Source organism: Mesorhizobium sp. ISC25 (genome assembly GCF_042295465.1).
Lineage (GTDB): Bacteria > Pseudomonadota > Alphaproteobacteria > Rhizobiales > Rhizobiaceae > Mesorhizobium.
Map to the genome: position 1 here is coordinate 2,409,764 of NZ_CP135441.1, position 22,999 is coordinate 2,432,762.

General features: G+C 60.9%; 18 protein-coding genes and 1 pseudogene. 8 read left to right on the plus strand and 11 right to left on the minus strand.

What is annotated here, in order from left to right:
• Positions 1-222: 222 nt before the first annotated feature.
• From RQ479_RS12145 to RQ479_RS12160, 4 genes are read right to left on the minus strand one after another with little or no spacing between them, the layout of a single operon-like run.
• The gene (locus RQ479_RS12145) at positions 223-1,677 is read right to left on the minus strand and encodes an aldehyde dehydrogenase family protein (RefSeq protein WP_376705248.1); all 1,455 of its coding nucleotides are present in this window, start codon (positions 1,675-1,677) and stop codon (positions 223-225) included.
• On the minus strand, positions 1,674-2,948 hold the full coding sequence (locus RQ479_RS12150; protein WP_376705249.1) for an NAD(P)/FAD-dependent oxidoreductase: 1,275 nt from the start codon (positions 2,946-2,948) through the stop codon (positions 1,674-1,676). Before RQ479_RS12150 ends, RQ479_RS12145 begins: the two co-directional genes overlap by 4 nt.
• 59 nt (positions 2,949-3,007) lie before the next feature.
• Positions 3,008-4,186, minus strand: coding sequence for an alanine racemase (locus RQ479_RS12155; RefSeq protein ID WP_376705250.1), 1,179 nt, complete (start codon positions 4,184-4,186; stop codon positions 3,008-3,010).
• A gap of 11 nt (positions 4,187-4,197) precedes the next feature.
• On the minus strand, positions 4,198-5,235 hold the full coding sequence (locus RQ479_RS12160; protein WP_376705251.1) for a GNAT family N-acetyltransferase: 1,038 nt from the start codon (positions 5,233-5,235) through the stop codon (positions 4,198-4,200).
• A 139-nt stretch (positions 5,236-5,374) separates the two neighbouring features.
• Between RQ479_RS12160 and RQ479_RS12165 the strand changes: the two genes are divergently transcribed.
• Positions 5,375-6,313, plus strand: a complete 939-nt coding sequence (locus tag RQ479_RS12165; RefSeq protein WP_376705918.1) for an ornithine cyclodeaminase family protein — start codon at positions 5,375-5,377, stop codon at positions 6,311-6,313.
• Positions 6,314-6,512: 199 nt separating this feature from the next.
• Here the strand turns inward: RQ479_RS12165 and RQ479_RS12170 are convergent, their stop codons facing one another.
• The 5 genes and pseudogenes from RQ479_RS12170 to RQ479_RS12190 all read right to left on the minus strand — a co-directional run bounded on the left by RQ479_RS12170 (position 6,513) and on the right by RQ479_RS12190 (position 13,180).
• Positions 6,513-7,844: an NAD(P)/FAD-dependent oxidoreductase gene (locus tag RQ479_RS12170; RefSeq protein WP_376705252.1), complete on the minus strand. Its 1,332-nt coding sequence runs from the start codon at positions 7,842-7,844 to the stop codon at positions 6,513-6,515.
• A 32-nt stretch (positions 7,845-7,876) separates the two neighbouring features.
• Positions 7,877-8,755 carry an ABC transporter permease gene (locus RQ479_RS12175; protein WP_376705253.1) on the minus strand — a complete coding sequence of 293 codons (879 nt, stop codon included), beginning with the start codon at positions 8,753-8,755 and terminating at the stop codon, positions 7,877-7,879.
• Positions 8,756-8,787: 32 nt separating this feature from the next.
• Positions 8,788-9,738 (minus strand): ABC transporter permease, encoded by a 951-nt coding sequence (locus tag RQ479_RS12180; protein WP_376705254.1) that lies wholly within the window; start codon positions 9,736-9,738, stop codon positions 8,788-8,790.
• 84 nt (positions 9,739-9,822) lie between these two features.
• Positions 9,823-11,493, minus strand: a complete 1,671-nt coding sequence (locus RQ479_RS12185; RefSeq protein WP_376705255.1) for a peptide ABC transporter substrate-binding protein — start codon at positions 11,491-11,493, stop codon at positions 9,823-9,825.
• Positions 11,494-11,516: 23 nt separating this feature from the next.
• Positions 11,517-13,180 (minus strand): annotated as a pseudogene (locus tag RQ479_RS12190) (ABC transporter ATP-binding protein).
• Positions 13,181-13,955: 775 nt separating this feature from the next.
• On the opposite strand from RQ479_RS12190, the gene RQ479_RS12195 reads away from it, so the two are divergent.
• From RQ479_RS12195 to RQ479_RS12220, 6 genes are all read left to right on the plus strand, one after another.
• Positions 13,956-15,281, plus strand: a complete 1,326-nt coding sequence (locus RQ479_RS12195; protein WP_376705256.1) for an NAD(P)/FAD-dependent oxidoreductase — start codon at positions 13,956-13,958, stop codon at positions 15,279-15,281.
• Positions 15,282-15,363: 82 nt separating this feature from the next.
• Complete coding sequence (locus tag RQ479_RS12200; RefSeq protein WP_376705257.1) at positions 15,364-16,437, plus strand: tartrate dehydrogenase; 1,074 nt, start codon at positions 15,364-15,366, stop codon at positions 16,435-16,437.
• Positions 16,438-16,447: 10 nt separating this feature from the next.
• Positions 16,448-16,924, plus strand: a complete 477-nt coding sequence (locus RQ479_RS12205) for an Lrp/AsnC family transcriptional regulator (protein ID WP_023718597.1) — start codon at positions 16,448-16,450, stop codon at positions 16,922-16,924.
• A gap of 311 nt (positions 16,925-17,235) precedes the next feature.
• Positions 17,236-17,556 (plus strand): nucleotidyltransferase domain-containing protein, encoded by a 321-nt coding sequence (locus RQ479_RS12210; RefSeq protein WP_376705258.1) that lies wholly within the window; start codon positions 17,236-17,238, stop codon positions 17,554-17,556.
• The gene (locus RQ479_RS12215; protein ID WP_376705259.1) at positions 17,543-18,082 is read left to right on the plus strand and encodes a hypothetical protein; all 540 of its coding nucleotides are present in this window, start codon (positions 17,543-17,545) and stop codon (positions 18,080-18,082) included. The genes RQ479_RS12210 and RQ479_RS12215 overlap by 14 nt, the downstream gene beginning before the upstream one ends.
• A gap of 4 nt (positions 18,083-18,086) precedes the next feature.
• Entirely contained in the window at positions 18,087-18,371 is a 285-nt protein-coding gene (locus tag RQ479_RS12220) for a helix-turn-helix domain-containing protein (RefSeq protein WP_376705919.1), read from the plus strand.
• 493 nt (positions 18,372-18,864) lie between these two features.
• Here RQ479_RS12220 and RQ479_RS12225 read toward each other — a convergent pair whose 3' ends face one another.
• Positions 18,865-20,241 (minus strand): aspartate aminotransferase family protein, encoded by a 1,377-nt coding sequence (locus tag RQ479_RS12225; RefSeq protein WP_376705260.1) that lies wholly within the window; start codon positions 20,239-20,241, stop codon positions 18,865-18,867.
• A 426-nt stretch (positions 20,242-20,667) separates the two neighbouring features.
• Here RQ479_RS12225 and RQ479_RS12230 point away from each other — a divergent pair, with 426 nt between their 5' ends.
• Positions 20,668-21,357 carry a haloacid dehalogenase type II gene (locus RQ479_RS12230; RefSeq protein ID WP_352718808.1) on the plus strand — a complete coding sequence of 230 codons (690 nt, stop codon included), beginning with the start codon at positions 20,668-20,670 and terminating at the stop codon, positions 21,355-21,357.
• 152 nt (positions 21,358-21,509) lie between these two features.
• On the opposite strand, the gene RQ479_RS12235 is transcribed toward RQ479_RS12230, so the two are convergent.
• Positions 21,510-22,985 carry an NAD-dependent succinate-semialdehyde dehydrogenase gene (locus RQ479_RS12235; RefSeq protein ID WP_376705261.1) on the minus strand — a complete coding sequence of 492 codons (1,476 nt, stop codon included), beginning with the start codon at positions 22,983-22,985 and terminating at the stop codon, positions 21,510-21,512.
• Between the last annotated feature and the right edge of the window lie 14 nt (positions 22,986-22,999).

Sequence of the window (22,999 nt, forward strand, 5' to 3'; positions counted from 1 at the left end):
GAGGACTGTGGCGATTGCTTGCTCTACTACCGGACTGACCCTCTGCACCTTACTCATCCAACCCTCCCCATACGCGGGATCGACCAAGCCTCGCTACCGGGCCTCGACCGGGTTTCTCAGCAGATCGCCCGCGCGCTGCGGCGCCATGGCAAATTGCCAGGCCCGGTCCAGGAGCTCGGGCTCGGCCCACGGGCGCGCCCCTGCGCTGGGCGAAGATGTCGCCTAGAAATAGCCGAGGATGGATTTGACCTCGAGATACTCCAACATGCCCTCGATCCCATATTCGCGTCCGTTTCCGGACTGCTTGAAACCGCCAAACGGGGCGTGCGGATCCCAGGCCGGGTAGTTGAGATGCACCTGACCGGAGCGAATCCGCGAGGCCACGTCCCTGACGGTGTCTACATCCTCGCCCTGCACATGGGCCCCCAGACCGTAAACCGTGTCGTTGGCGATGGTGACGGCCTCCTCGATTGTGTCGTAAGGGATGATGCAGAGAACTGGCCCGAAGACCTCTTCCTGGGCAATGCGCATGCTCGTGCGCACGTCGGAAAAGATGGTCGGCTTCACATAGAACCCGACGTTCAGATCGTGCGCACGACCCGGTCCTCCGGTGAGGAGCCTGGCGCCGTCAGAAATGCCGACGCCGATCATGGTTTGGATGCGGTCGAATTGGGCACGGTTTGCGATTGGACCATGAGTTGTGGCTTCCGAAAGAGGATCGCCAATGACGATCTGGGCCGCGGCCCTTTTGGCGATTGCCTCGATCTCGGAGAGCAGCGCGCGTGGCACGATCATGCGCGTCGGGGCGCTGCATGACTGGCCGAGATTGCGGAAGGCGGCGGCTACGCCCAGAGAAACGGCGCGATCGAGATCTGCGTCCGGCAGGATCACGTTCGGCGACTTGCCGCCGAGCTCCTGCGCGACACGCTTGACCGTGGTCGCTGCCGCCTCGGCCACCGCAATGCCCGCGCGAGTGGACCCGGTAATGGAGATCATGTCGACATCCGGATGCGAGGCGAGCCCCATACCCACGCCTGGACCATCACCTTGCAGGAGGTTGAAAACCCCGGCAGGGAAGCCGGCTTCCTCGATTGCCTCGGCGAACAGCAGGGCGTCCAAGGGAGAAAGCTCACTCGGCTTCAGGACGATCGTGCAGCCTGCAGCGAGCGCCGGCGAAACCTTGGCGGTGATCTGGTAAAGTGGCCAGTTCCACGGAGTGATCAAGGCGCAGACACCGATCGGTTCGTGGGTGACGGCGGTCTGCCCCCGTTGCTTGACGAAGTGAAAGTCTGTCAGCACATCGCGAGCGACCTTAACATGGGCGATCGCCAGCGGCACCTGCGCGCTGCGCGCATAGCCGATCGCCGCGCCCATTTCGAGGCTCAGGCATTGAGCCAGCAGTTCGCCGCGCGCCTCGAGCAGCGCTTGCAGGCGATCGAGCAGACCCGCGCGGTCTTCTGGCGTGGTCCGACTCCAGGTGGCGAATGCCCTGCGAGCCGCTGCAACGGCCGCGTGCACGTCCTCGCCATTTCCAAGCGGAAACTGGCTCACAACCTCTTCTGTGGCGGGATTGACGACGACGCCCGTCGCGGTGCCGCTCGGCTCAACCCATTGACCGTCGATGAAAAACTTGCCCAGGTGGCCGTTGCGGGACAGGTGTTCGAGGGGCGTCATCACCCTACAAGGTCCTTCATGCGGTAATAGGCGCCGAGAATCGGCAGGAACCAGGGGCGCCCGAAATAACCGGGGATCGCTGGCCAGTCGAAATCCTTCCAGGGATTGAGCTCGGGGCGCCCGTCCATGACGTCGGCCATGATGGTGCCCATCAACGTCGACATCTGGGTCCCGTGTCCGCTATAGCCCATTGAGTAATAGATGCCATCGCGCTCTCCGGCGCGTGGCAGGCGGTCGCGGGTCATGTCCACCATGCCGCCCCAGCAGTAATCGATCCGGGTGTTGGCTAGTTCCGGAAAGACTTCAACCATCGCCGCTTTCAGGATGCGTCCGCTCTTTTCGTCGGATTGAGGATTTGACACCGCAAACCGCGCTCGTCCGCCGAACAGAAGGCGATTGTCCGGAGTGAGCCGCCAGTAGACGACGAGGTTGCGCGTGTCGACGACATTGCGGCGGGTCGGCATGAGGCGCTGAAGCTGCGCAGGCGACAGCGGCTCGGTCACGATCAGGAAGGCGCCGACCGGCACGATCCGGCGGCGGATCCATCCGAGCGGACCAACCTGGGAAATGCCGCTCGCCAACAGAACCTGCCGCGCGACGATCTTGCCCTTTGGCGTCGTTACCTCATGCCCGCCAGAAACCTTGCGCATCGCCATGACGGGCGTCCGTTCATGGACCTCTGCGCCACGCCGGGCAGCGGCGGTCGCGAGGCCCCGGACGAACCGGCCGACATGCATGCCCGCGCTCTTGGGAAAGAGCAACCCGCCGTGGTAACGGTCGGTCCCGACTTCCGCCCGCAGGTCGCAGCGCGCGATCATCCTGGTTTCGGGATCGACATTGGCCGCCAGCAGTTCCTGGCTGCGCGCCAACATGTCGTAATGCTCGGGCTTGGCGGCGAGCTTGAGCTTGCCGACGCGGGAGAAGCTGCAGTCGATCTTTTCTTCCTGCACCAACCGCTCGACCAAATCGACGCCAGCGTCGAAAGCCTTGTAGAGCGCATTTGCGGCAGGCTTGCCGTGCTTGCCAGCCATGATTGCATAGTTCTGGGCAAAGCCGTTGTTGCACATCCCGCCATTGCGGCCGGACGCGGCGTTGCCGATCGTTTCGGCCTCCAACAGGGCAACCCGGGCGCCCTTTTTGGCAAGGGCCAGCGCGGCGGAGGAGCCGGTCAGGCCGCCGCCCACAATTGCCACGTCGTAGTGGCCTTCGAGCGGTTTGGACGACCCTTCATTGAACGGCTGAGACGTATCCAGCCAGTAAGAGGTAAACTTCATTTTCTTGACCACCAATGCTGATTTGAGTGGGACGACATCCGAGGCGTTGTTGCGCGCGCCTACCAGCCGCGCATCCGCTCCCAGCGCGCTTCAATCCTGGGGCTGTCCCCGTTGACGACGTTGTAGAAATCATGCTGGGCGGCCATCGCACACGCATGGTTGGGCAGAATCCGGACCCGAGACCCGAGCGGCAACTCGGGCATGGACTTTCCAGAACCAGCACGAATGGCGAGGATACCGTGTTCCTGGCTGGCCTGGGCCACGATCACATCTTCAAGCACCCGCCCCTTTTCGTCGCAGACCACACCGTAACCCTGGTCGATCTGCTGGTTTGCGGTTCCCCGGTCGCGCGAAAGCGCCATCCACCCAGCGTCAACCAGCACCCATCCCTTTTCCGGCTTGGCGCCGATCACGGTGGCCAACACGGAAACCGCGATATCGTCGATGGCACAGACCCCGACCCCGTGCTGGACGAGGTCGAAAAACATGTAGACGCCGGCGCGCAACTCGGTAATGCCTTCTATATTCTCGGCGAAGTGTGCGGTCGGCGTCGAACCGAGGCTGATGATCGGGCAGGCATGGCCGTGAGCGCGCAAAGTTTCGGCCGCGCGCAAGCTGGCCGAACGCTCGTTCTCGGCTGCTTTGACCAGCGCATCGCGTGTGCTCAAGGTATAGGACTCGCCCGCATGGGCGAGGACGCCGACCAGATTAGCGCCCGCTTCGACGACCCTGTTGGCCACCTCGAGCAGCTTGGGATCGTCCGGCTTCAATCCACCGCGATGGTCATCGCAGTCCAGTTCGATGAAGACGGACGGCGTCACGCCGATTGCTTGGCGCACGCCGGCCAAAACATCAGCCTGCTCCACAGTATCGAGCAGCAGCTTCAGCTCGATGCCAGTACGGCGACAAAGCTCCAAGGCACGTATGGCCGATGCCGGCGAGATGCCGACCGCATAGGTCATGTCTCGAAAGCCATGGCCCGCAAAATACTCCGCCTCGGCGATGGTCGAGACCGTGATCGGACCGGGTTCGCGGTGGAATGCGTATCGGGCGACGTCGATGCTTTTGGCCGTCTTCATATGCGGGCGCAGCACCACGCCAAGCTTCCTGGCGCGCTCGGCCAGACCCTGGATGTTGCGCTCGAGCCGCCCACGGTCGAGAAGCAGCGCCGGGGTGACCAAGGCGTCGATCGTGGTAGCCGTCTCGCTCACTGCCAGGTTTGCCGCCACCTTGTTCATAATCTCGTTTCCTAAGTGAACGATTGGTTTGCCAACGCATACATATGGGCTGGCCCCTCGGAGACGGGCCGTTGCCCTTTGACCATGGCGGTCGCACTGCCAGACCGCTGCAGGCCAAGGCTCGCAAGCCAGTCGCCCAATCCATCCTCGGCATAGACGTCGATGCGAACGAATTGATTGTGAAGCTTCGAAAGCTGGGCCAGGATCAGAAGCCGCGCGTCTTGGTCGCTCTCGGCTGCACAAGGGCCAACGACATAGCCGCGGCCAAACCTCCTCGCGATAGCGTAGCCTGCAATCCGTCCCCTGCGCTCAATGACCAATGCGTTGCCCACATCGGCGAGCGCAGCCACCATCGCCAGCCGGGGCATGCCCGTGGCCGATTCGTCGAAGGCCTGGATCGCCGCGAGGTCGGAGGCTGTCGCTTGACGGATGTCGTCGCAGGTACTCCGTGTCACGGCGACAGCCAGCGAGCCCTGGTGTTGAAGCACCGTGCCCCAGGCAGTGAAGCCGCGTCGCTTGTAGAGCGCCAGCCCCTCTTCGGTTGAGTTGAGCAGCACGTTGCGACCGTGTGCCGCCTCAAGCAATCCGTCAAAGAGCCGTGCGCCGTTGCCGCCGCCTTGCGCGGAGCCAGTAACTATGATCATCCCCACCGTGGCATAGGAATGTCCGTAATTCCACGACATGGCAGTGCCAATCACCTGTCCTGCCCGCTCGAGGACCAGGCCATTGCCGACCATCACGGCAAATTCCCAATCCTCCTGGCGGTAGGGCCAGGCCATCTCCTGCGACAGCTTCAGTGCGCCCGGCAAATGGCGGGTTTCCAATTTCATCAGCTCGGTCGGGGCGCTGACGATATCTCTGTCATGCTCAAAGGCCATAAGGTGCAACGCTGTCACTTGATCCAGAGTCGGATTGAAGTCGAACCTTAGAGTCGCGCCCCGGGGACAGATTTCGCTGCTGTTTTGCCCCTTCAAATCGGCGGGATTATTCGTTTTAAGCAGTTCCTCGGCATGCCAAATCGCGCAAATCGGGCGAGGAATACCTGACACCTTGAATCGCCGCCTCGTGGTTGCCCGCGATCGGCGTTACGTCCGCACCATCCCCAATGGATGTGATCTCAGCCTCAGCAATGGCATAGCCGCAACACTCCCCAGCGATAAAACGCATGATGCTCAGAAGGAATTTTTGATGATCTACATCAGCGAAGAGGAGTCAGCGGCCCTCGTCACCCATGAACTTGCCTTCGAGGCGGCGCGGGGGGCTCTCGTGGCGGCAGCATCGCGGCAGAGCTGGGTCTTTCCCGCTGTTCTCGGACGCACACAGGAGGCGACCAATACCTTCTCAATCAAATCCGGTTCGTCGGACGACCTGACCGGAGTGAAAATTGGCTCCTTCTGGTCGGGCAACCCGGCACGTGGCCTTCCCCGCCACAACTCGACCATCGTGCTGCTCGATCAGCATACAGGTCGGCTCGGCGCCGTAGTAGAGGCCGGGAGAGTCAACGCCTACAGGACAGCCGCCGCCGACGCGGTTGCGGCTGATCTTCTTGCGCGCAAGCAAGCCAAGGTTCTGGCGATCTTCGGCGCCGGCAACCAGGCGAGCTTCGAAGTGATGGCGCTGGCACGCATCCGCCCAATCGAAACCGTGCTGGTCGTGGCCCGGCCTTCGCCGCGGCGCGACGCTTTTGTCGATCAGATCGGCGAAAGGGGACTGAAGGCGCGCGCTGCCTTGCCCGAAGAAGCCGTGCGCGCGGCCGACATCGTGGTGACGGCGACACCCTCACGCAAACCGCTGTTCGATGCCGCTTGGGTGGGACCCGGAACCCATATCGTCAGCATGGGGTCGGATGCTCCGGGTAAACGCGAATTGCCGAGCGAATTATTTCCCAACGCACGTCTGTTTTGTGATCTGCTTTCCCAGTCCGCCCAGATCGGCGAATTCCAACACGTGCGCGACGAGATCGACGCAGGCGTGCTTGCGGTAACACCCATCGGCGACGTCATTGAAAAGCGTGTGCCCGGACGCCGCTTCGACAATGAGATCACGGTCTTCGACAGTTCCGGCATCTCCCTGCAGGACCTCTACATCGCCGACGCGCTGATCCGCGCAAAGGCGTCCCACCGCTGATCAGCTTCGCACCGACAGGCTCCAGCCCCGACGGATTTTTCGACACCACTGGAGTGCTCTCCGGCACAAGGTGTCGCAAAACCGCTTGCGATCGGGATCGCTGCGTGTCGTAGTTCAGCAATGCGTTTCTTCCAGCCACGGCAGGGAGCTATAATCCAGGCCAAATCCAACCTGGAGAATGTCCTGATATTTCCGGCGATCAGCGGCTGGCGCGCCAGAAGGCGATATGGTCCTGTATCCGATAGCCCTGGATAATCGCCGGCATGAACCACGGATTGCCACGATAGAGCGGGACGGCCGAAGGCGGTCGAAAATCGAACGCAGTGCGCGACTGCTCGCCATGCCCCATCAACTTGTGGGCCGCACGCATGCCAATCCATGGCGCCCAGACCACGCCCGAACCGCAGAAGCCGGTTGCATAGACCACACCGTCCTTCTCGAAGATACGGGGCAGCATGTCTCGGTTCATCGCCACGTTGCCGAACCAGCAATGCGAAAGGCGCACGTTCTCCAACTCCGGGAAAAGGTTCATGAGGCCCTTGCGTAGGAGAAGTTTCGGCGCTGCCGGATCGCCGACGCGAGAACTGTCACGGCCCCCCAGCAGGATACGTTTCCCGTCGGGCGACGGGCGATAATAGAAACCGAGTTGCCGGTTCTCGGTGATCGTCATCAGCTTCGGCATCAGTCGCGCCATGACATCGGGCGCAAGTTCCTCGGTCACGATGATCCGGCTGCGGACCGGAACCAGGCGGCGGCGCAGGAAGGGAGCGGCGCCGTCGGTATAGCCGTTGGTGCAGACCAGAACCTGCCGTGCATCCACCGTCCCTGCCGAAGTCGCGACGCGGAAGCCCGAACCATTCCTCTCGATCGCTTTGACCACTGTATGCGAATGGACCGTCAACCCGGATGCGAGCGCCACCCGCAGGAGCTCAGCATGGAATTTTGCGGGGTGCAGCCCGCCAATGTCCATCCGAACGGTCCCACCGCGGTAGAAGTCGGTGCCGATATAATTTCGCTGCTCGGCATGCGGAACCGCGTAGGATTCGATCCCCAGTTTCTTCGCCAGCGTCTCGGCGCCGCGCGCCATCTTCTCATACTGTTCATATCCGAAAGCGCCTTTGAATTGGCCAACCAGTCGGAAGTCGCAGTCGAGCCCTTCGGTCTTGATGAAGTCGTAGAGGAATTCGCGTGCGACCTTGCCCTCGGCCTCGATCGCCATGGCCTTCTCTTCCCCGAAGCGCCGGGTGATCGTGGCATAGTCCGGCCGGATGCTCCCGCTCGTAATCCCGCCGTTGCGGGTGGAAGCACCCTCGCCCGGATTCATCGCATCAAAAGCTGCGACCGAGCGTCCTTCGCGCGCCAGCGCAAGCCCGGCCGAAAGCCCGGCATAACCGGCGCCGATAATTGCCACATCGAGCTTCTTTGCGAGGGGCTGCCGCGGCAGCGGCATGACGGGCGACGCTTCCCACCAGTAGGGCGTGTTCTTGTCGGCGATGTGAGGCTCTTGCACGTGGCTGACTTCTCGCTGCATTGCAGGGGTAAAGATCTGCGGTCGGTGAAACTTCAGATGTGGTCGTCTCGGACGTCGAGCGCATCACGCAGCCCGTCACCGATGAAATTGAAACTGGTTACCGCGATGGTGATTGCAGCCCCGGGGATGATTGCCAGCCAAGGTGCGCTGCCCAGATATTGCTGGGCGCCATTGAGCATGTTGCCCCAACTGGGCAATGGCGGCTGGATCCCATAGCCGAGGAAGCTGATGTAGGCTTCCATGAGAATGGCGCGCGCGACCGTCAAGGTGGAAGCGACGATAATCGGCCCCATGGCGTTGGGCAGTATCTCGCGGAACATGATGTGGGTGCCGCTCAATCCCAGCATTCGCCCGGCCAGGACGAACTCGCGTTCGCGTAACGAGCGGACTTCCGCTTCGACGATGCGGGCAACCTCCATCCAACTGGTGAGGGCGATAATGACGGTGATCATCACAGGACTGGGCTTCAGTGCGGCAGCCAGCGCCAGCAGCAGAAAGATCGATGGGAATGACAGGAATCCATCGACCGTGCGCATCAGCGTGGCCCCGACCCAGCCGCCGCGATAGCCGGCAATTACGCCGACCAGGGTGCCGATGAGCGTCGACAAAACCATGGCAAAGAAACCGACCAGCAGCGAGATTCGTCCCGCCATCAAAAGCCTTGCCGCCACGTCGCGGCCAAGCGGATCGGTACCTAGAAAGTGGTAGCCCGTCAGCGGAGGGGCAAAGCGGGCCCGCAGATCGATATACAGTGAGTCATAAGGCAGGAGATGGGGGCCGAGGACGCAAGCGAGGCTCAGGAAGATGATCATCGCCAACCCGAGCAGCGCCAAGCGATGCCGCATGAAACGAAGTGCCGCGCGGTTGTCTCTCCATCGGCTTGGAGCTGCATTTGCGGTGAGAGCGGTCATATCGGCTGTCTCCTGTCGGGGAAGTTGCGCGCTCAAGCCAGACGAATGCGCGGATCGACAATAGCGACGACAATATCGGCGATCAGGTTTCCAAGCAGAACGAGGATGGCGGAGAACATCAGCAGCCCCATCACAACCGGATAGTCGCTGTAACCAAGGCTATCGAGGAACAACCGTCCCATTCCTGGCCAGGTAAAGACGGTTTCGGTCACGAGCGCGCCAGTGAGGACGCTGGGAAGCTGCATCCCGGCCAAGGTAATCATCGGCAAAAGTGCGTTGCCGACGACATGCTTCATCAGAATCCGGCGTTCACTCAACCCCTTAGCCCGAGCCGTCTTGACGAAGTCCTGGCTAATGGCGTCGAGGGTAGCCGTCCGCATGTAGCGGCTCCAGATCGCGACATGGACCAGCGAGAGCACAATACTTGGCAGGATCAGATGGTGGAGGTAGCCCAGGATCGAGGCGTCGCCGATCTCGGACATATTGCCCGCGGGCAGCCAGCCCAACTTCAGGGAAAAGATATAGATGCCGACGAGCCCGAACCAGAAGGTAGGGACCGACAACGCGACCATGGCGCCGACAGTTGCGAGATAGTCGAACAGCGAATAACGGCGCGTGGCGCCGCGGATTCCGATCCAGGCGCCAATGGAAATTGCAATTACGGTTGAGGACCCCATCAGCAGCAGCGTGGCAAAGAGATGGCTGCCGATCACCTTCAATACCGGCGCTCCGTCACGGAACGAGTGACCCCAGTCGCCCCGCACCAGCCGCCATGCCCAGTCCAGATATTGGATCCATATAGGCCGATCGAGGCCCAGCAGCCCCTTGAGACGCTCGATATCCTGCTGGGTCATTCCGGGATCAAGTCCGAATTGCGCCAGCGGGCCGCCGGGAAGGAGGTTCAGAATGCCGAAGCCGATGATCGAAACGATCACAAGCAGCACCAGGCTCTGCGAGAGGCGATTGAGCAGGAAGCCGCGCATTCGAGTCCTCCATTGTGGGTTGATGATTTTAGTCTGTTGCCGCCGCCGCGCCCGAATCGGGCGGGGCGGCGGCAACTGCGTGGATTAGGCCTTCCACTGCCAGGCCGCGGCATTCCACGACGCTGTGCGGGTGTTGGCGTTGGGCTCGAAGCCGTCCAACCCTTTCTTGCGCCCGAGGACGATTGTGTAGGCGAACAGCGGCAGGAAGGGCAGATCATGGCGTACCACTTCCTGCACGCGATTATAGATCCCGCGCCGTTCTTCCGGATCGAAGCTGCGAGCACCCTTTTCGAGCAGGGCATCGACCTCAGGGTTGGAATATTGCCCGGTGTTCGAACCGTGTCCGCCTTGAGCGGCGATTGCCTTCGTATGGAGCCGGTTTGTGGCGTCGGGGTCCGCGGCAATCAGATAGGTGACGCCCACCATGGCGGTGTCGAATTGCGACTTCAGCCAGAACTCGCCCCACATGACTGCCGCCGGCAAATTCGAGATCGTCATCTCGACGCCGATCTCGGCAAACGTCTGCTGCAGGAACTGCTGCGTCTGCTCGCGGAGGTTGTTGCCAGAAGTTGTCGAGTTGGAGAAGGACAGTCGAACCCCATCCTTGGCGCGGATTCCATCCGGCCCCGGCACCCAGCCGGCCTCATCAAGGATTTGGCGCGCCCGGTCCAGATTGAACTCCTGAACCGGCAGGTTCGGGTCGTAGTAGTAGGACTCCTTCGGCATGAAGGTCTCGGTGAGAGTGCCCACGCCGTAATAGATCGTGTCGACGATCGCTTTCCGATCCAAGGCGGCGTAGAGCGCCTGGCGCACGGCCAACTCCTTGAACTGCGGGCGGCCCAAATTGAGGTAGATCGACTCCAGGGATGCCCCTGTCTCCAGTGTCACCACGCGGTCTGGTAGTTCGCGGGCTTCAGTATAATGGTCGGCGGTGATGAACGACTGATCGACCAGGTCCACGTCGCCGCTCTTGAACTGCGTGTAGAGCACCGTCATATCGGGGATGTATTTGAAGATGAGCTGCTCGACATAAGGACCTTCGCCGGCGTACTCAGGATTGGCGACGAGCTCGATGTGATCGCCCGCCACGCGCTGGCCCCATTTGAATGCGCCGGTGCCGACCGGCGTCTGGTTGAACGCGGCTGTATTCGGATCGGCCTCTTTCTCCAGAATGTGCTTGGGTACGATGAAGGTTTCGGCCAAGAACGAAAGATAGGGCGCAAAAGCCTCCTTCATCCGCCAAGTGATCTCGGTGGGCGAAACCACTGTGATGTCCTGCACGAGCGAATGGCCGCTCGTGCGCCAAGCCCGAAACTTCGGGTTCGTGATGAGCTCAAGGGTGAATTTCACGTCCTCGGCCGTGAAGGGCTCACCATCGTGCCAGCGGGCATTGTCGCGCAACCGGATGCGCCAGTTGAGACCGTCCTGCGAAATGCCGCCGTTCTTCTGGCTTGGCACCTCGGCTGCGAGGTTTGGATGTAGGCCACCTTGGGGGTCCATCCGGACCAACGCATCGAAAACCGAGAAATGGACCGCGTCATCGACTTCGATATGCGCCATCAACGGATTGAACACGGTCGGCTCTTGCGAAAGACCGACGACGACGCGACCGGCCGGGCCTGCAGGAGGGGTCTTGGCGAAGGCGGGCTTGCCCAGCAGATTGGGCGCGATGAGGCCTGCAGCCCCACCTAGCGCCATCAGTCGCAGCGCTTCGCGCCTCGAGTAGTTGGACGTAGTCGATGAATTTTTGGTCATGGTAGTTCCTCTCTTGTTATTTCTTATGCGTTTGCTGCTACTGGACGGGCATTGCCCGGCCGCTCTCCTGGAATTGCCGCTACCAGTTGGCGCGTGTAGGCTGCTTGCGGGTTCAGGAATATTTGCGAGGGCGGCCCGCGCTCGACGATCCGGCCCTTCTGCATCACAGCGATTTCGTCGCAGATCTGGCTGGCGACGCGCAGGTCGTGTGTGATGAAGACCATCGACACGCCGGTCTCGCGCTGGATCTGATCCAGAAGCTGCAAGATCTGCGCCTGGATCGACACGTCGAGTGCGGAGACCGCCTCGTCGGCAATCAACAGCTTCGGCTTGAACATCAGCGCACGAGCGATGCCGATGCGCTGGCGTTGCCCACCCGAGAACTCGTGCGGGTAGCGGCCAAAAGCGCCGGCATCGAGACCGACATGGGCCAGAAGCGCACGCGCTTCATCGCGCGCCTGGACATAGGGCATCCCGTGCGCCATCGGGCCTACCGTCATGATGTGACCGACCGTCGAGCGTGGGTTCAGAGAAGCGAAGGGATCCTGGAAGATCATCTGGATCCGCGGTCGAAGCGGGCGGAACTTCGCTTCGGAAAGCTTGGCTATGTCACATCCTCGAACAAGATCCCGCCGCCGTCACTGTCCAGCAGCTTGATCAGCAGCCGGCCCAGCGACGATTTCCCCGAGCCGCTCTCGCCTACGACCCCCAGCGTGCGGCCGGGCGCCAGTTCGAACGAAACCTCGTTGACCGCCGTCACAACTCGTTGGGCGCCGAACAGCGCGCTGCCGCCACGATAGGTCTTCAGCAGACCCTCAACCTTCAGGATCGGCTCCTTGCTGGCAGCCTCCGGACGAGGACGATTTTCGCCGGTCAAATGCGGTACGGCCGCAATCAGGCGCTGGGTATAAGGGTGCTTGGGCGACTTCAACACCTGCTCGGCGCTGCCCTGTTCGACGACATGGCCCTTTTCCATCACTACGACGCTGTCGGCGATCTCGGCCACCACGCCGAAATCGTGGGTGATGAACATCACGCTCATGCCCTTGCGCCGCTGAATGTCACGGATCAGTTGCAGGATCTGAGCCTGGGTGGTGACGTCGAGCGCGGTGGTTGGTTCATCCGCAATCAGCACCGTCGGCTCGAGCGCCAAGGCCATGGCGATCATGACGCGCTGCCGCTGCCCGCCCGAAAGCCGGAAAGGGTACTGGTGATACATGAGTTCGGGATCTGGCAGGCCTACTTCAGTGAGCAGCTCGATGGCGCGGTTTCGACAGGTTTGTGGCGTGCCGAAGCCATGCGCGGCCATGACCTCGTCAATCTGCGCGCCCACCGTCATCAGGGGGTTGAGCGCCGAGAGCGGGTCCTGAAAGATCATAGACACGACCCGTCCACGCAGATTGCGCAGCTTGTCTGGCGACATGCCGATGATGTTCATCCCCTCCAGCTGGATGACACCCGACGAGAGGCGGATCACCTTTGGCAGAAGCCCCATGATTGCGTTGGCCGTGACCGACGTGCCCGATCCGGACTCGCCTATGATGCAGAGGATCTGGCCGCGTTTCAGATCGAAGGAAATGTTCTTGACAGCATGGGTCCGTTCCATGCCTTGCGGCAAATTCACCGTGAGGTCGCGCACCGAAAGCGCCACATCGTGGGGGGCTACAGCCTGGATGCTTGCGACCATCGAGATCACCTCCCCTTTCGACCGAGCGCGTCCACCCTGTTGCGGACCGCTTCAACGCCCTTTGAGCTGAAGCGCCTCACCGTAGCGGCCGTAGTCTGGCCTTCTCGGCGCTTCGCGCGCTGAGGCTGCGAGAGACGGGTTCTGCTCATCCTGGCGGCTCCCTTATGAAATCCGGTCCGTGTACCGGACTCTGTTCCCTTTTCTTGGAGAACTCTCCGAAGGGGCAAGCGCTGCCTATCGGATGTCCTCTGGAGCCTGCCTGCCATAAGGAAGGGTTGCTCCGTTCTTCCAGCCAGTTTGACTGTTCTGTTTGCGCAGAGTCTTCGAAACTTGGCCCTCGTGCGGCAGGAACTTCTGAAAAGAACATCCCGTTCGGCATTTCACTCTGTTCCCGTTTCGGCGCGGAAACCGGGATCAGGCAACCATATCCTTCATCCGGCAATACGCGCCCATGAGGGATAGGACCAAGGCTTTTCCGGTGTACATCGGTCCCATGTGCAGGCCATGCCGCCGAGCGGATTGGTGACCGTACGGCCCATCGCAATGTTGGCGCTGCCGATCAAGGTCGATGACTGCGCCGTGTGCCGAATTGCCCATGCCGAAGATCACGCGACTGCATGAAGTGTACCCCCGCTTGCCTCGCGCAGCGAGCTTTCGCACAATAATTGCCTGTCCTGGGGGCTGCTAAACGCAGGATATTCCGTCCAGGCACAAACTCCGCAGACTGCCTCTGCAGGCGGCAGGTTAGGATGCTTCAAATTACCGGAGTCCATCCATGTCCGCGCCGCTCATGCACATCGACTGCAGCCCTTCCCTCCCTCGCGAGGCGGACGTCGTCGTCATCGGCGGCGGCGTGGTGGGCGTGTTCAGCGCATACTATCTGGCGCGCCGCGGCCTCAAAGTCGCCCTGGTCGAGAAGGGGCGTATCGCGGCCGAGCAGTCCAGCCGCAACTGGGGCTGGTGCCGCCAGCAGAACCGCGATGCGCGTGAGCTGCCGATGGCGACCAAGAGCCTCGACCTCTGGGAGAAGGTAGCACAGGAGACCGGCCAAGACACCGGCTTTCGCCGCTGCGGGCTCCTCTATCTCTCACAAGACGCAAATGAGCTGGCAGGCTGGGCAAAGTGGCGCGATTTTGCGAGAACGGTCGGGGTCACCACACACATGCTGAGCGCGGAAGCAGCCACCGAACGGGGCAAAGCGACGGGCCGCAAATGGAAAGGTGGCGTGTTCTCGCCAACTGACGGAACGGCGGACCCTTCCAAGGCAGTGCCGGTTGCGGCGCGCGGCATCATGGCGGCGGGCGGCACCGTACATCAGCATTGCGCGGCGCGCGGGCTGGAGTTGAGCGCCGGCCGGGTGAGCGCTGTGGTGACCGAAGCGGGCACCATCCAGACAAAGACCGTGGTCATCGCCGGGGGGGCGTGGGCTTCTTCCTTCTGCAACCAGCTTGGCATGCGGTTCCCGCAAGCTGCCGTGCGTCAGTCCATTCTAGCCGTGGCGCCAGGCGCAAACGGTCTGCCGGATGCCCTGCATACCGCGGGCGTCTCTCTGACGCGGCGCAGCAACGGTGGATACGCGCTGGCGATCAGCGGGCGGGCGCGTGTCGATCCAACGCCGCAGCAGTTCAGGTTCAGCCGCGAGTTTGTACCTATGTTCGCCCGCCGCTGGCGCAATCTCGCCCCGGGCGCCTTCGAGGGCTGGCGTCAAGGCCATGAAAGCCTGCGCAAATGGGCGCTCGACGACATCACGCCGATGGAACGGAACCGGATTCTCGACCCGAAGCCCGACATGGGACAGATTCGGCTGACATATCGAAGAGCCTGCGAATTGATCCCCGAACTCCAACGCATCGCGATCTCCGATGTCTGGGCGGGTTATATCGACAGTACACCCGATGGCATTCCCGCAGTCGGTGAAGTGGAGGGAATTCCGGGCTTCATCCTGGCGGCGGGATTCAGTGGTCACGGCTTCGGGATTGGCCCCGGCGCGGGGCATATGATCGCCGACATCATCACAGGCAGCGAGCCTATTGTCGATCCGCGTCCTTATAGGCCCGAGCGCCTGAAGACCGCTGCGTGGGGCAAGGTCGCTGAATTCTGAGAAGACCGTCTTGCCAAGGTACAATCGGTCGCACACGAGATTGAGGCCAAGGCGGCCAGCACCAAAAAACAGGGAAGTGACGATGCGCGAATATGAGATTGCCGCCATTCCTGCCGACGGGATCGGCCCAGAGGTGATTGCCGCAGGTCTCCAGGCGCTTGAGGCGCTGCAGCAGCGCTGCGGCGACTTCAAGCTGCGCGTCCAGCACTTCGACTGGGGCTCAGACTATTACAAGGCCCATGGTCGAATGATGCCCGAAGATGGGGTGGCGCAACTGAAGCGCTTCGACGCCATCTTCTTTGGCGCAGTAGGCGCCCCCGATCTGCCTGACGACATCACACTCTGGGGCCTCCGGCTGCCGATCTGCCAAGGCTTTGATCAGTACGCCAACGTGCGGCCGACCAGGATATTGCCCGGGATTGTTTCGCCGCTGGCGGGCGTTGGCCCTGGCGATCTGGATTGGGTGATCGTGCGTGAGAATTCTGAGGGCGAGTATTCGGGCCACGGCGGCCGCGCCCATCGCGGCCTCCCCGAGGAGGTCGGAACCGAGGTCGCGATCTTCACGCGCGTCGGCGTCACCCGCATCATGCGCTATGCATTCCGGCTGGCGCAGTCACGGCCGCGAAAGCTCCTGACAGTTGTTACGAAATCCAACGCGCAGCGTCACGGCATGGTAATGTGGGACGAAATCGCAGCCGAGGTGGCGCGGGAATTCCCGGACGTCGCGTGGGACAAGATGCTAGTCGATGCTATGACAGTGCGTATGACGTTGAAACCTCGGAGCATCGATACGATCGTCGCCACCAATCTTCACGCCGACATATTGTCGGACCTTGCAGGCGCGCTCGCGGGCAGTCTCGGCGTTGCACCGACCGCCAACATTGATCCCGAGCGGCGCTATCCCTCGATGTTCGAGCCAATTCACGGCTCGGCATTCGACATCGCCGGCAAGGGTATTGCCAACCCGGTCGCCACCTTCTGGACCGCTGCCCAGATGCTCGAACATCTGGGCGAGAGCGCAGCGGCCGTCCGGTTGATGAGCGCTGTAGAAACGGTGACGAGTGAAGGCGTGCTGACGCCCGACGTGGGAGGGACAGCGACCACGCAGGAAGTGACGGACGCCGTCTGCCAGGCGATCCGCGGTTCGAACGTGTGACAGGTTTCCAATGAAGCTCGACAAGATCGACATCAAGATCTTATCCCAATTGCAAAAGAACGGGCGGGTCACGAATGTCGAGCTTGCCGACCTGGTCAACCTTTCGCCGAGCCCTTGCCTGATGCGGGTGAAGAAGCTTCAGGCGGAAGGCTTCATCACCGGCTATTCCGCCCAGATCGATGTGTCCAAGCTCGGGCAGACTCTAACGATCTTCACCGAAGTCACGCTCAAGCACCATCAACAGAACGATTTCGCGAGATTTCTCACCGCAATTCAGAAAGTCGATTCTGTCATCGAATGCCATCTGGTTTCAGGCGGTTACGACTATCTTGTGAAGTTTGTCACAGCGGGCATAAGCGAGTACCAGACGATCATGGAGCGCATGATCGAATTGGATATCGGAATCGACAAATATTTCAGCTTCGTCGTGCTGAAGTCACCGATCGTGAAATCCCATTTGCCTCTCGACATCATTTTCGACAAATGAGAAGGCAGCTCCGGCTCGATCCTCAAGCGGCGTGCGCTCGCGCCACGCTCCATCTTGTTGGGCGCGGCACTTGTCGAATGACGATGTCACGATTCGGGGGAGGCCGTCATTGCACTCGTCTGAACGGCGCTTAGGCTAAGCTTCGACTGCATCTGGAGACTTCCAGCGAACGCCTGCTGTCGCCTTGTCCTCGTCAAATGGCTTGAATATATATCCTTCAATGATATATAGACAGGCAGCACGCACGGCTTGCGGAGTTGCGACAATCCAGCCTCGGGGTCACAGTTGGACCAAAGGCAACAGGCGAAAAGATGAACAAGATTGAAACTCTGATCCACCGAAGAGCTGACGATCGCCGGAAGACCGCGCAAGCCTGTGTATCGCGTATTCTCCGGAACGCCAAAGCCCACGGCGTCGATATCTCTGTTGTCGGATCCCTCGCGAAAAACCGTTTCCGCGTCCACTCGGACGTAGATCTGCTGGTTCACGGAAGTACTGATCCTGCGCGCCGGGCCATGGTAGAGCGCTTGGTCGCAGACCAGCTTCGGGGAACGAACATTCCCTATGACCTGATCTTTGCCTCAGACGTTTCGTCCGAACGAGTACAGGAATTGTTCAATGACAGCGTTTAAGCATCCGGCATTCGCAAAGCTGTCGCCAAAAATCGCGCGCGCTGCGAAGGAACTGCAGCAAATCGAGGAGTATCTGTCGGCTCATGGGAGTGAGATGTCACTCGGCGAATGGGGGGCGATCGCAGCTGTTTCGCTGGGAGTCCACAATGTCTACAACGGCATCGAGGACATCCTGCTCAGCCTGTCCAACGACATAGACGGCCTCGTTCCCCAAGGGCCCACGATGCACCAGGACGTGCTCGATCAGATGTCGGCGGAAATTGCAGGCATCCGCCCGGCTGTGCTCGACCCCGAGCTTTATCAGTCCCTGAGTGAGTTAAAGGGATTCCGTCACCTGGTGAGGCATCGGTACGGTTTTGACCTGAAAACAGACAGGGTGCAGGAAAACCTCGACAGGGTAAAAGAGGCATTTCCGTCTTTCGTCGAGGCCATTGTTTACTTGGAAAGCACTCTTACTGAGGAAAACACGCACGACAGTAATGGCGGCGGCCACGGCTCAGGAGGCGGGGCATCTGGTGGTCCCTGAACCAATGGCTCAGTCGTGTGTGCCGGAAGAGATTCTGCGGGCGTTGACCCCTGAGAATTGTCGGCTGGTGGCGCTGATCCATCGGTATCGACCGCAAAGCATCACGGAACTGTGCAGGTTGGCGGCGCGTCCGCAGCCGAACGTATCCCGCTCCTTGGCGGCCCTTGAGCGGGCGGGAATTGTCTCAATGGTGGGCTCCAGGCCGAAGAGACCCGAACTCGCCGTGCAACGAGTCACGATCGAACTCGCTGAGCTTCAGAATGGCCGATGCGAGGTCGACGATTCGTGAAAACAAATCGCCGGACCATCATCTTTGCTGCGCCATGGGTAACAGGGGCAAAGTCGATCAGTGGGATTCGAAGCCGCCGCTGACGAGGTTTGGCAAGTATTGGACGTGAAGCCTCGGTGACGCCGAGCCGATCGCCAAGAAGGAGGCCGGAGCTTTTAGCGGTTTTCATTAGGCCCAGTAAGGTATCACGACAGGCGCGTCCTGCCTGTAAGCGGGTTTCGCCGGAAATCTTGCCTCGGATCACCTGGCATTGAATGTCGTTCTCGGAGCCGTTGGTATACGGAAGATTCCCGGGCTGAGCGCGGACGGTGGCCAACTCGGCCTTGTTGGCGCATCACCTCGGGATTTTGCTTCGGGAGAACGAAGCGTCTAGCTTGACACTTGGGCCGGGAAACATCCGAAAGACCCGGACTGCGTGAGTTTCGCTCTGGTCGATGCAATGCCCGCTAGATGTCTTCTGGATTGACCGAGGTCGCTTCGGCGATGGCAATGATCATCCGTTCATCGCTGCCCGCACATCCTTATCTTGGAGGGTTTGGTCCAGCGTCATCCGCGTGCGTTCGAGGATTCCATCAATATCGTCGTCTGTGCAGCAGAGCGGCGGCGCATAGCCGAGGATGCCGCTGTTGAAGGCACGGATGACAAGGCCGTTCGCCCACGCGCGCTCGAAGATGCGACGCCCCGGATCGGCCGCCGCCGGCAGAGGCGTCTTGCGTACCTTGTCGGTGACCAACTCGATTGCTGCCAGCATGCCGCGACCGCGAATATCGCCAACCAGCGGGTGGTCGGCCAGCGAGCGAAGGCCTTCCATCAAGCGCTTCCCCACTTTCCGCCCATTCTCGAGCAAGCCATCTTCATAGAGGCGCAGGCATTCGAGCCCGACCGCCGCGCTCACGGGATGGGCCGAATAAGTATAGCCATGGCCGACAGCCGCTTTGCCGGCTCCGTCCGCGATCGTATTGTACACGTGGTCCGACATAAAGACGGCGCCCATCGGCACGTAGCCCGAGGTCAGTCCCTTCGCCGTGGTCATGAAATCCGGCACGACCTCGTCTTCCTCGCAGGCGAAGAGCGGGCCGGTACGGCCAAAGGCAGTGATAACTTCGTCGGCAACGAACAGAATGTCGTGTTCCTTGCACACGGCGTGCAGAGCCTTCAGCCAACCTGTCGGTGGAACGAGGACACCGCCCGAACCTTGGATGGGTTCGGCGTAGAAAGCCGCAACGCGGCCCGCGCCGAGTTCCGCGATTTTGGCCCGCAGGGCCGCGACCGATGCATCGATGATCGCCTGCGGGTCGGAACCGACCGGATTGCGATAGGCGTAGTGCGAGGGAATTTTGTGCTGCCAGTCGTAAGGCACGCCGAAACCCGCATGGAAAGCCGGGATCGCGGTCAGACCTGACCCTGCCGTCGAGGATCCATGGTAGCCATACTCGACCGAGATGAACTGGTCTTTTTTCGGCGTACCCTTGGCATGGTAGTAATAGCGAATGAAGCGGATCGTACTGTCGACTGCGTCGGAGCCGCCAAGCGTGAAATAGACATGGTTCAAATCGCCGGGCGCCAGTTCGGCAAGCCTGGCAGCAAGGCGAATGGCAGGCTCGGATCCCAGCCCGAAATATCCCGTCGCATAGGGAAGCTCTCTTAGCTGCTTTGCTGCTGCTTCAACGACGCTCTCCTGGCCGTATCCGATGTTGACACACCATAGACCGGCGAATCCGTCCAGCAGGGTTTTCCCGCTTGCATCGGTCACGGTTGCGCCTTTGGCGGATTTGAGCACCCGCACGCCCGTCTCCTCGTGGCTCCGATAGCATGAAAACGGGTGAACCAGATGTGCGCGATCGAGTTCGATCAGTGAGTTTGCCAGCATTTGTTCCTCCGATTCAGCGTAGTGCCTGACTGACGAGAGCATAAGTCCGGTGTGGTGTGGTTTCGTCCTTCAGCTCGTTTTCAGCGTGATCTGCTGCGCAGTCATGGTTCATTCCGGGCTTGAATTCTCTAAGGCCCAAGGTAGGCTGCCGCGGACAGCAGTTCCTCCCGACCAGAACCTGAGCGATAGGCGTTTTGACTTTCCTTTGCCGCTGGCACCGCATCTTATGCCACGCACGGCTGAGAGATCGCGCGCCGCCGAAGCCCGAAACGAACTCAGGCGCAACTCTCTGCCAAAGCTCTCACGCAATACAAAACAATCTGCTTCAGGGCGCATTGAATGCGGCGACTAGTCTTCTCCGGCCCTCATTATGATCCTTGCTGTGAAAGGCACGCAGTGCCGACAGGATTGGAAGGATCGACCCCTATGACCCAGTTCAGACCGAAATACATCACCTTCGACTGCTACGGTACACTGACCAACTTCGACATGGCCGGAGCGGCGAGACGCGTATACGGCGCGCAGCTCTCCCCTGCTGGGATGGCGCAGTTCATCAAGGATTTCTCGGCCTATCGCCTCGATGAGGTCCTTGGCGCCTGGAAGCCGTACAGCGAGGTCGTGCACAATTCCGTGGAACGAACCTGCAAGCGCAACGGCGTCGCATTCCGGCCCGAGGATGCCCAGCGCATCTATGCGGAAGTGCCGACATGGGGTCCGCACCCGGATGTCCCGGCGGGCCTGGCCAAGGTCGCCAAGGAGATTCCGCTGGTGATCCTGTCGAACTCCATGAAGAGCCTGATCATGTCGAACGTGGAGAAACTCGGCGCACCGTTCCACATGGTCATCACGGCGGAGGAGACCGGCGCCTACAAGCCTTTAATGAAGGGCTTCGAATATATGTTCGAGAAGCTCGGCTGCGGCCCGGAGGACATTACGCACGTGTCGTCCTCATTTCGCTATGATCTCATGACCGCCTATGATCTCGGTATCAAGAGCAAGGTCTGGGTGAACCGCGGCCACGAGCCTGCGAACCCCTTCTACGAATATACCGAAATCAAGGATATCGGCGGTCTGGCCGGCGCCGTCGGACTGGAGCCCGTTCGGGAATTCGCCTGAACCTCTGTTTGCCGGCGCAGTCCGCGCCCGAGCGAGGCGCTCCCAAACGTTAATAGTCACTGGTCGCAACAAGAACGGGGCGGTTTCACCGCCCCTTTCTCGTTGTTCCAGCGCTTTAGGGCTGCAAGTGTTTCCACCTGCTTGCAAGATAACTAATTAAGCCCGCCAACATGAAGCGTCTTGATCTGGAGATATTCCTCGATGCCGAGCTGCGATCCTTCGCGTCCCACTCCTGACTGCTTGACACCGCCGAAAGGCGCAACCTCGGTCGAGATCATGCCGGTGTTGAGCCCGACCATACCGAACTCCAGCGCCTCGGCAACACGCCACGACCGCTTGAGGTTGTCGGTGTAGAAGTAGGAGGCAAGGCCGAACGGCGTGCCGTTCGCGATGGCGATGGCCTCTTCCTCCGTTTCGAAACGAAAAAGCGGCGCCACCGGACCGAACGTCTCTTCCGATGCCAGGAGCATCTCGGTAGTAGCCTCTCCCAGCACGACGGGCCGTGCATATTGCTTGCCCTCCGGCACCGTCTCGCTTTGGGCGATGACCTGCGCACCTTTCGCCTTTGCATCCGCGATGTGACGCTCGATCTTGTTGATCGCGGCCGCGTTGATCATCGGGCCGATCTCAGTGCCCTCGTCCGTCCCTGCGCCAACCTTCATCCGCGTGACGCGCTGGCTCAGCTTTTCGGCGAAAGCGTCGTAAACGCCTTCCTGCACGAGAATCCGGTTCGCGCAGACGCAGGTTTGACCGCCATTGCGGAACTTGGATGCGATCACCCCTTCAACTGCCTTATCCAGATCGGCGTCGTCAAAGACGATAAAGGGTGCGTTGCCGCCAAGCTCCAGGCTCAGCCGCTTGATGTTATCGGCCGCGCCACGCATGAGCAGCGCACCGACGCGGGTCGAACCGGTGAACGAGATCTTGCGCACCGTCTCGTTGGCCATCAGTTCGTTGCCGATTTCGATGGGCAGGCCGGTCACAATGTTGATCACGCCGGCAGGAATACCTGCCCGTTCCGCCAGAACGCCGAGCGCCAGCGCCGAGAATGGCGTAAATTCCGATGGCTTGATGACAACCGTACAACCTGCGGCCAGCGCCGGTGCTACTTTGCGCGTGATCATCGCGTTGGGGAAATTCCACGGCGTGATGATGGCGCAGACGCCGACAGGTTCTTTCAGCACCAGAATGCGGCGATCGGCCGTGGGTGACGGAATGGTCGAGCCGCCGATCCGGCGAGCTTCTTCGGCGAACCATTTCACAAAAGATGCGCCGTAGCGGATTTCCGCCAACGCCTCGGCAAGCGGCTTGCCTTGTTCCAGCGTCAGCAGGAGCGCGAGATCCTGTTCGTGCTGACGGATGAGGTCGTGCCAGCGCTCCAGAAATCCTGCACGCTCGGCATGGGTCCTTTTCTTCCAGCCTTTGAAGGCCTCGGCCGCAGCGTCGATTGCGGCTCTCGTCTCGTTCTCCCCCATTTCGGGAACGGTGCCGAGAACACTTTGGCTGGCAGGGTCAATGACATCGACCACGCCCTTCGTTTCCGCATCCCACCAGACACCGCCAATCAGCGCCTGCTGGCGGAAAAGGTCGGAATCGTTGAACATGCCAATCTTCGTCATCGCATTCATGGTCTTTTCCTCTG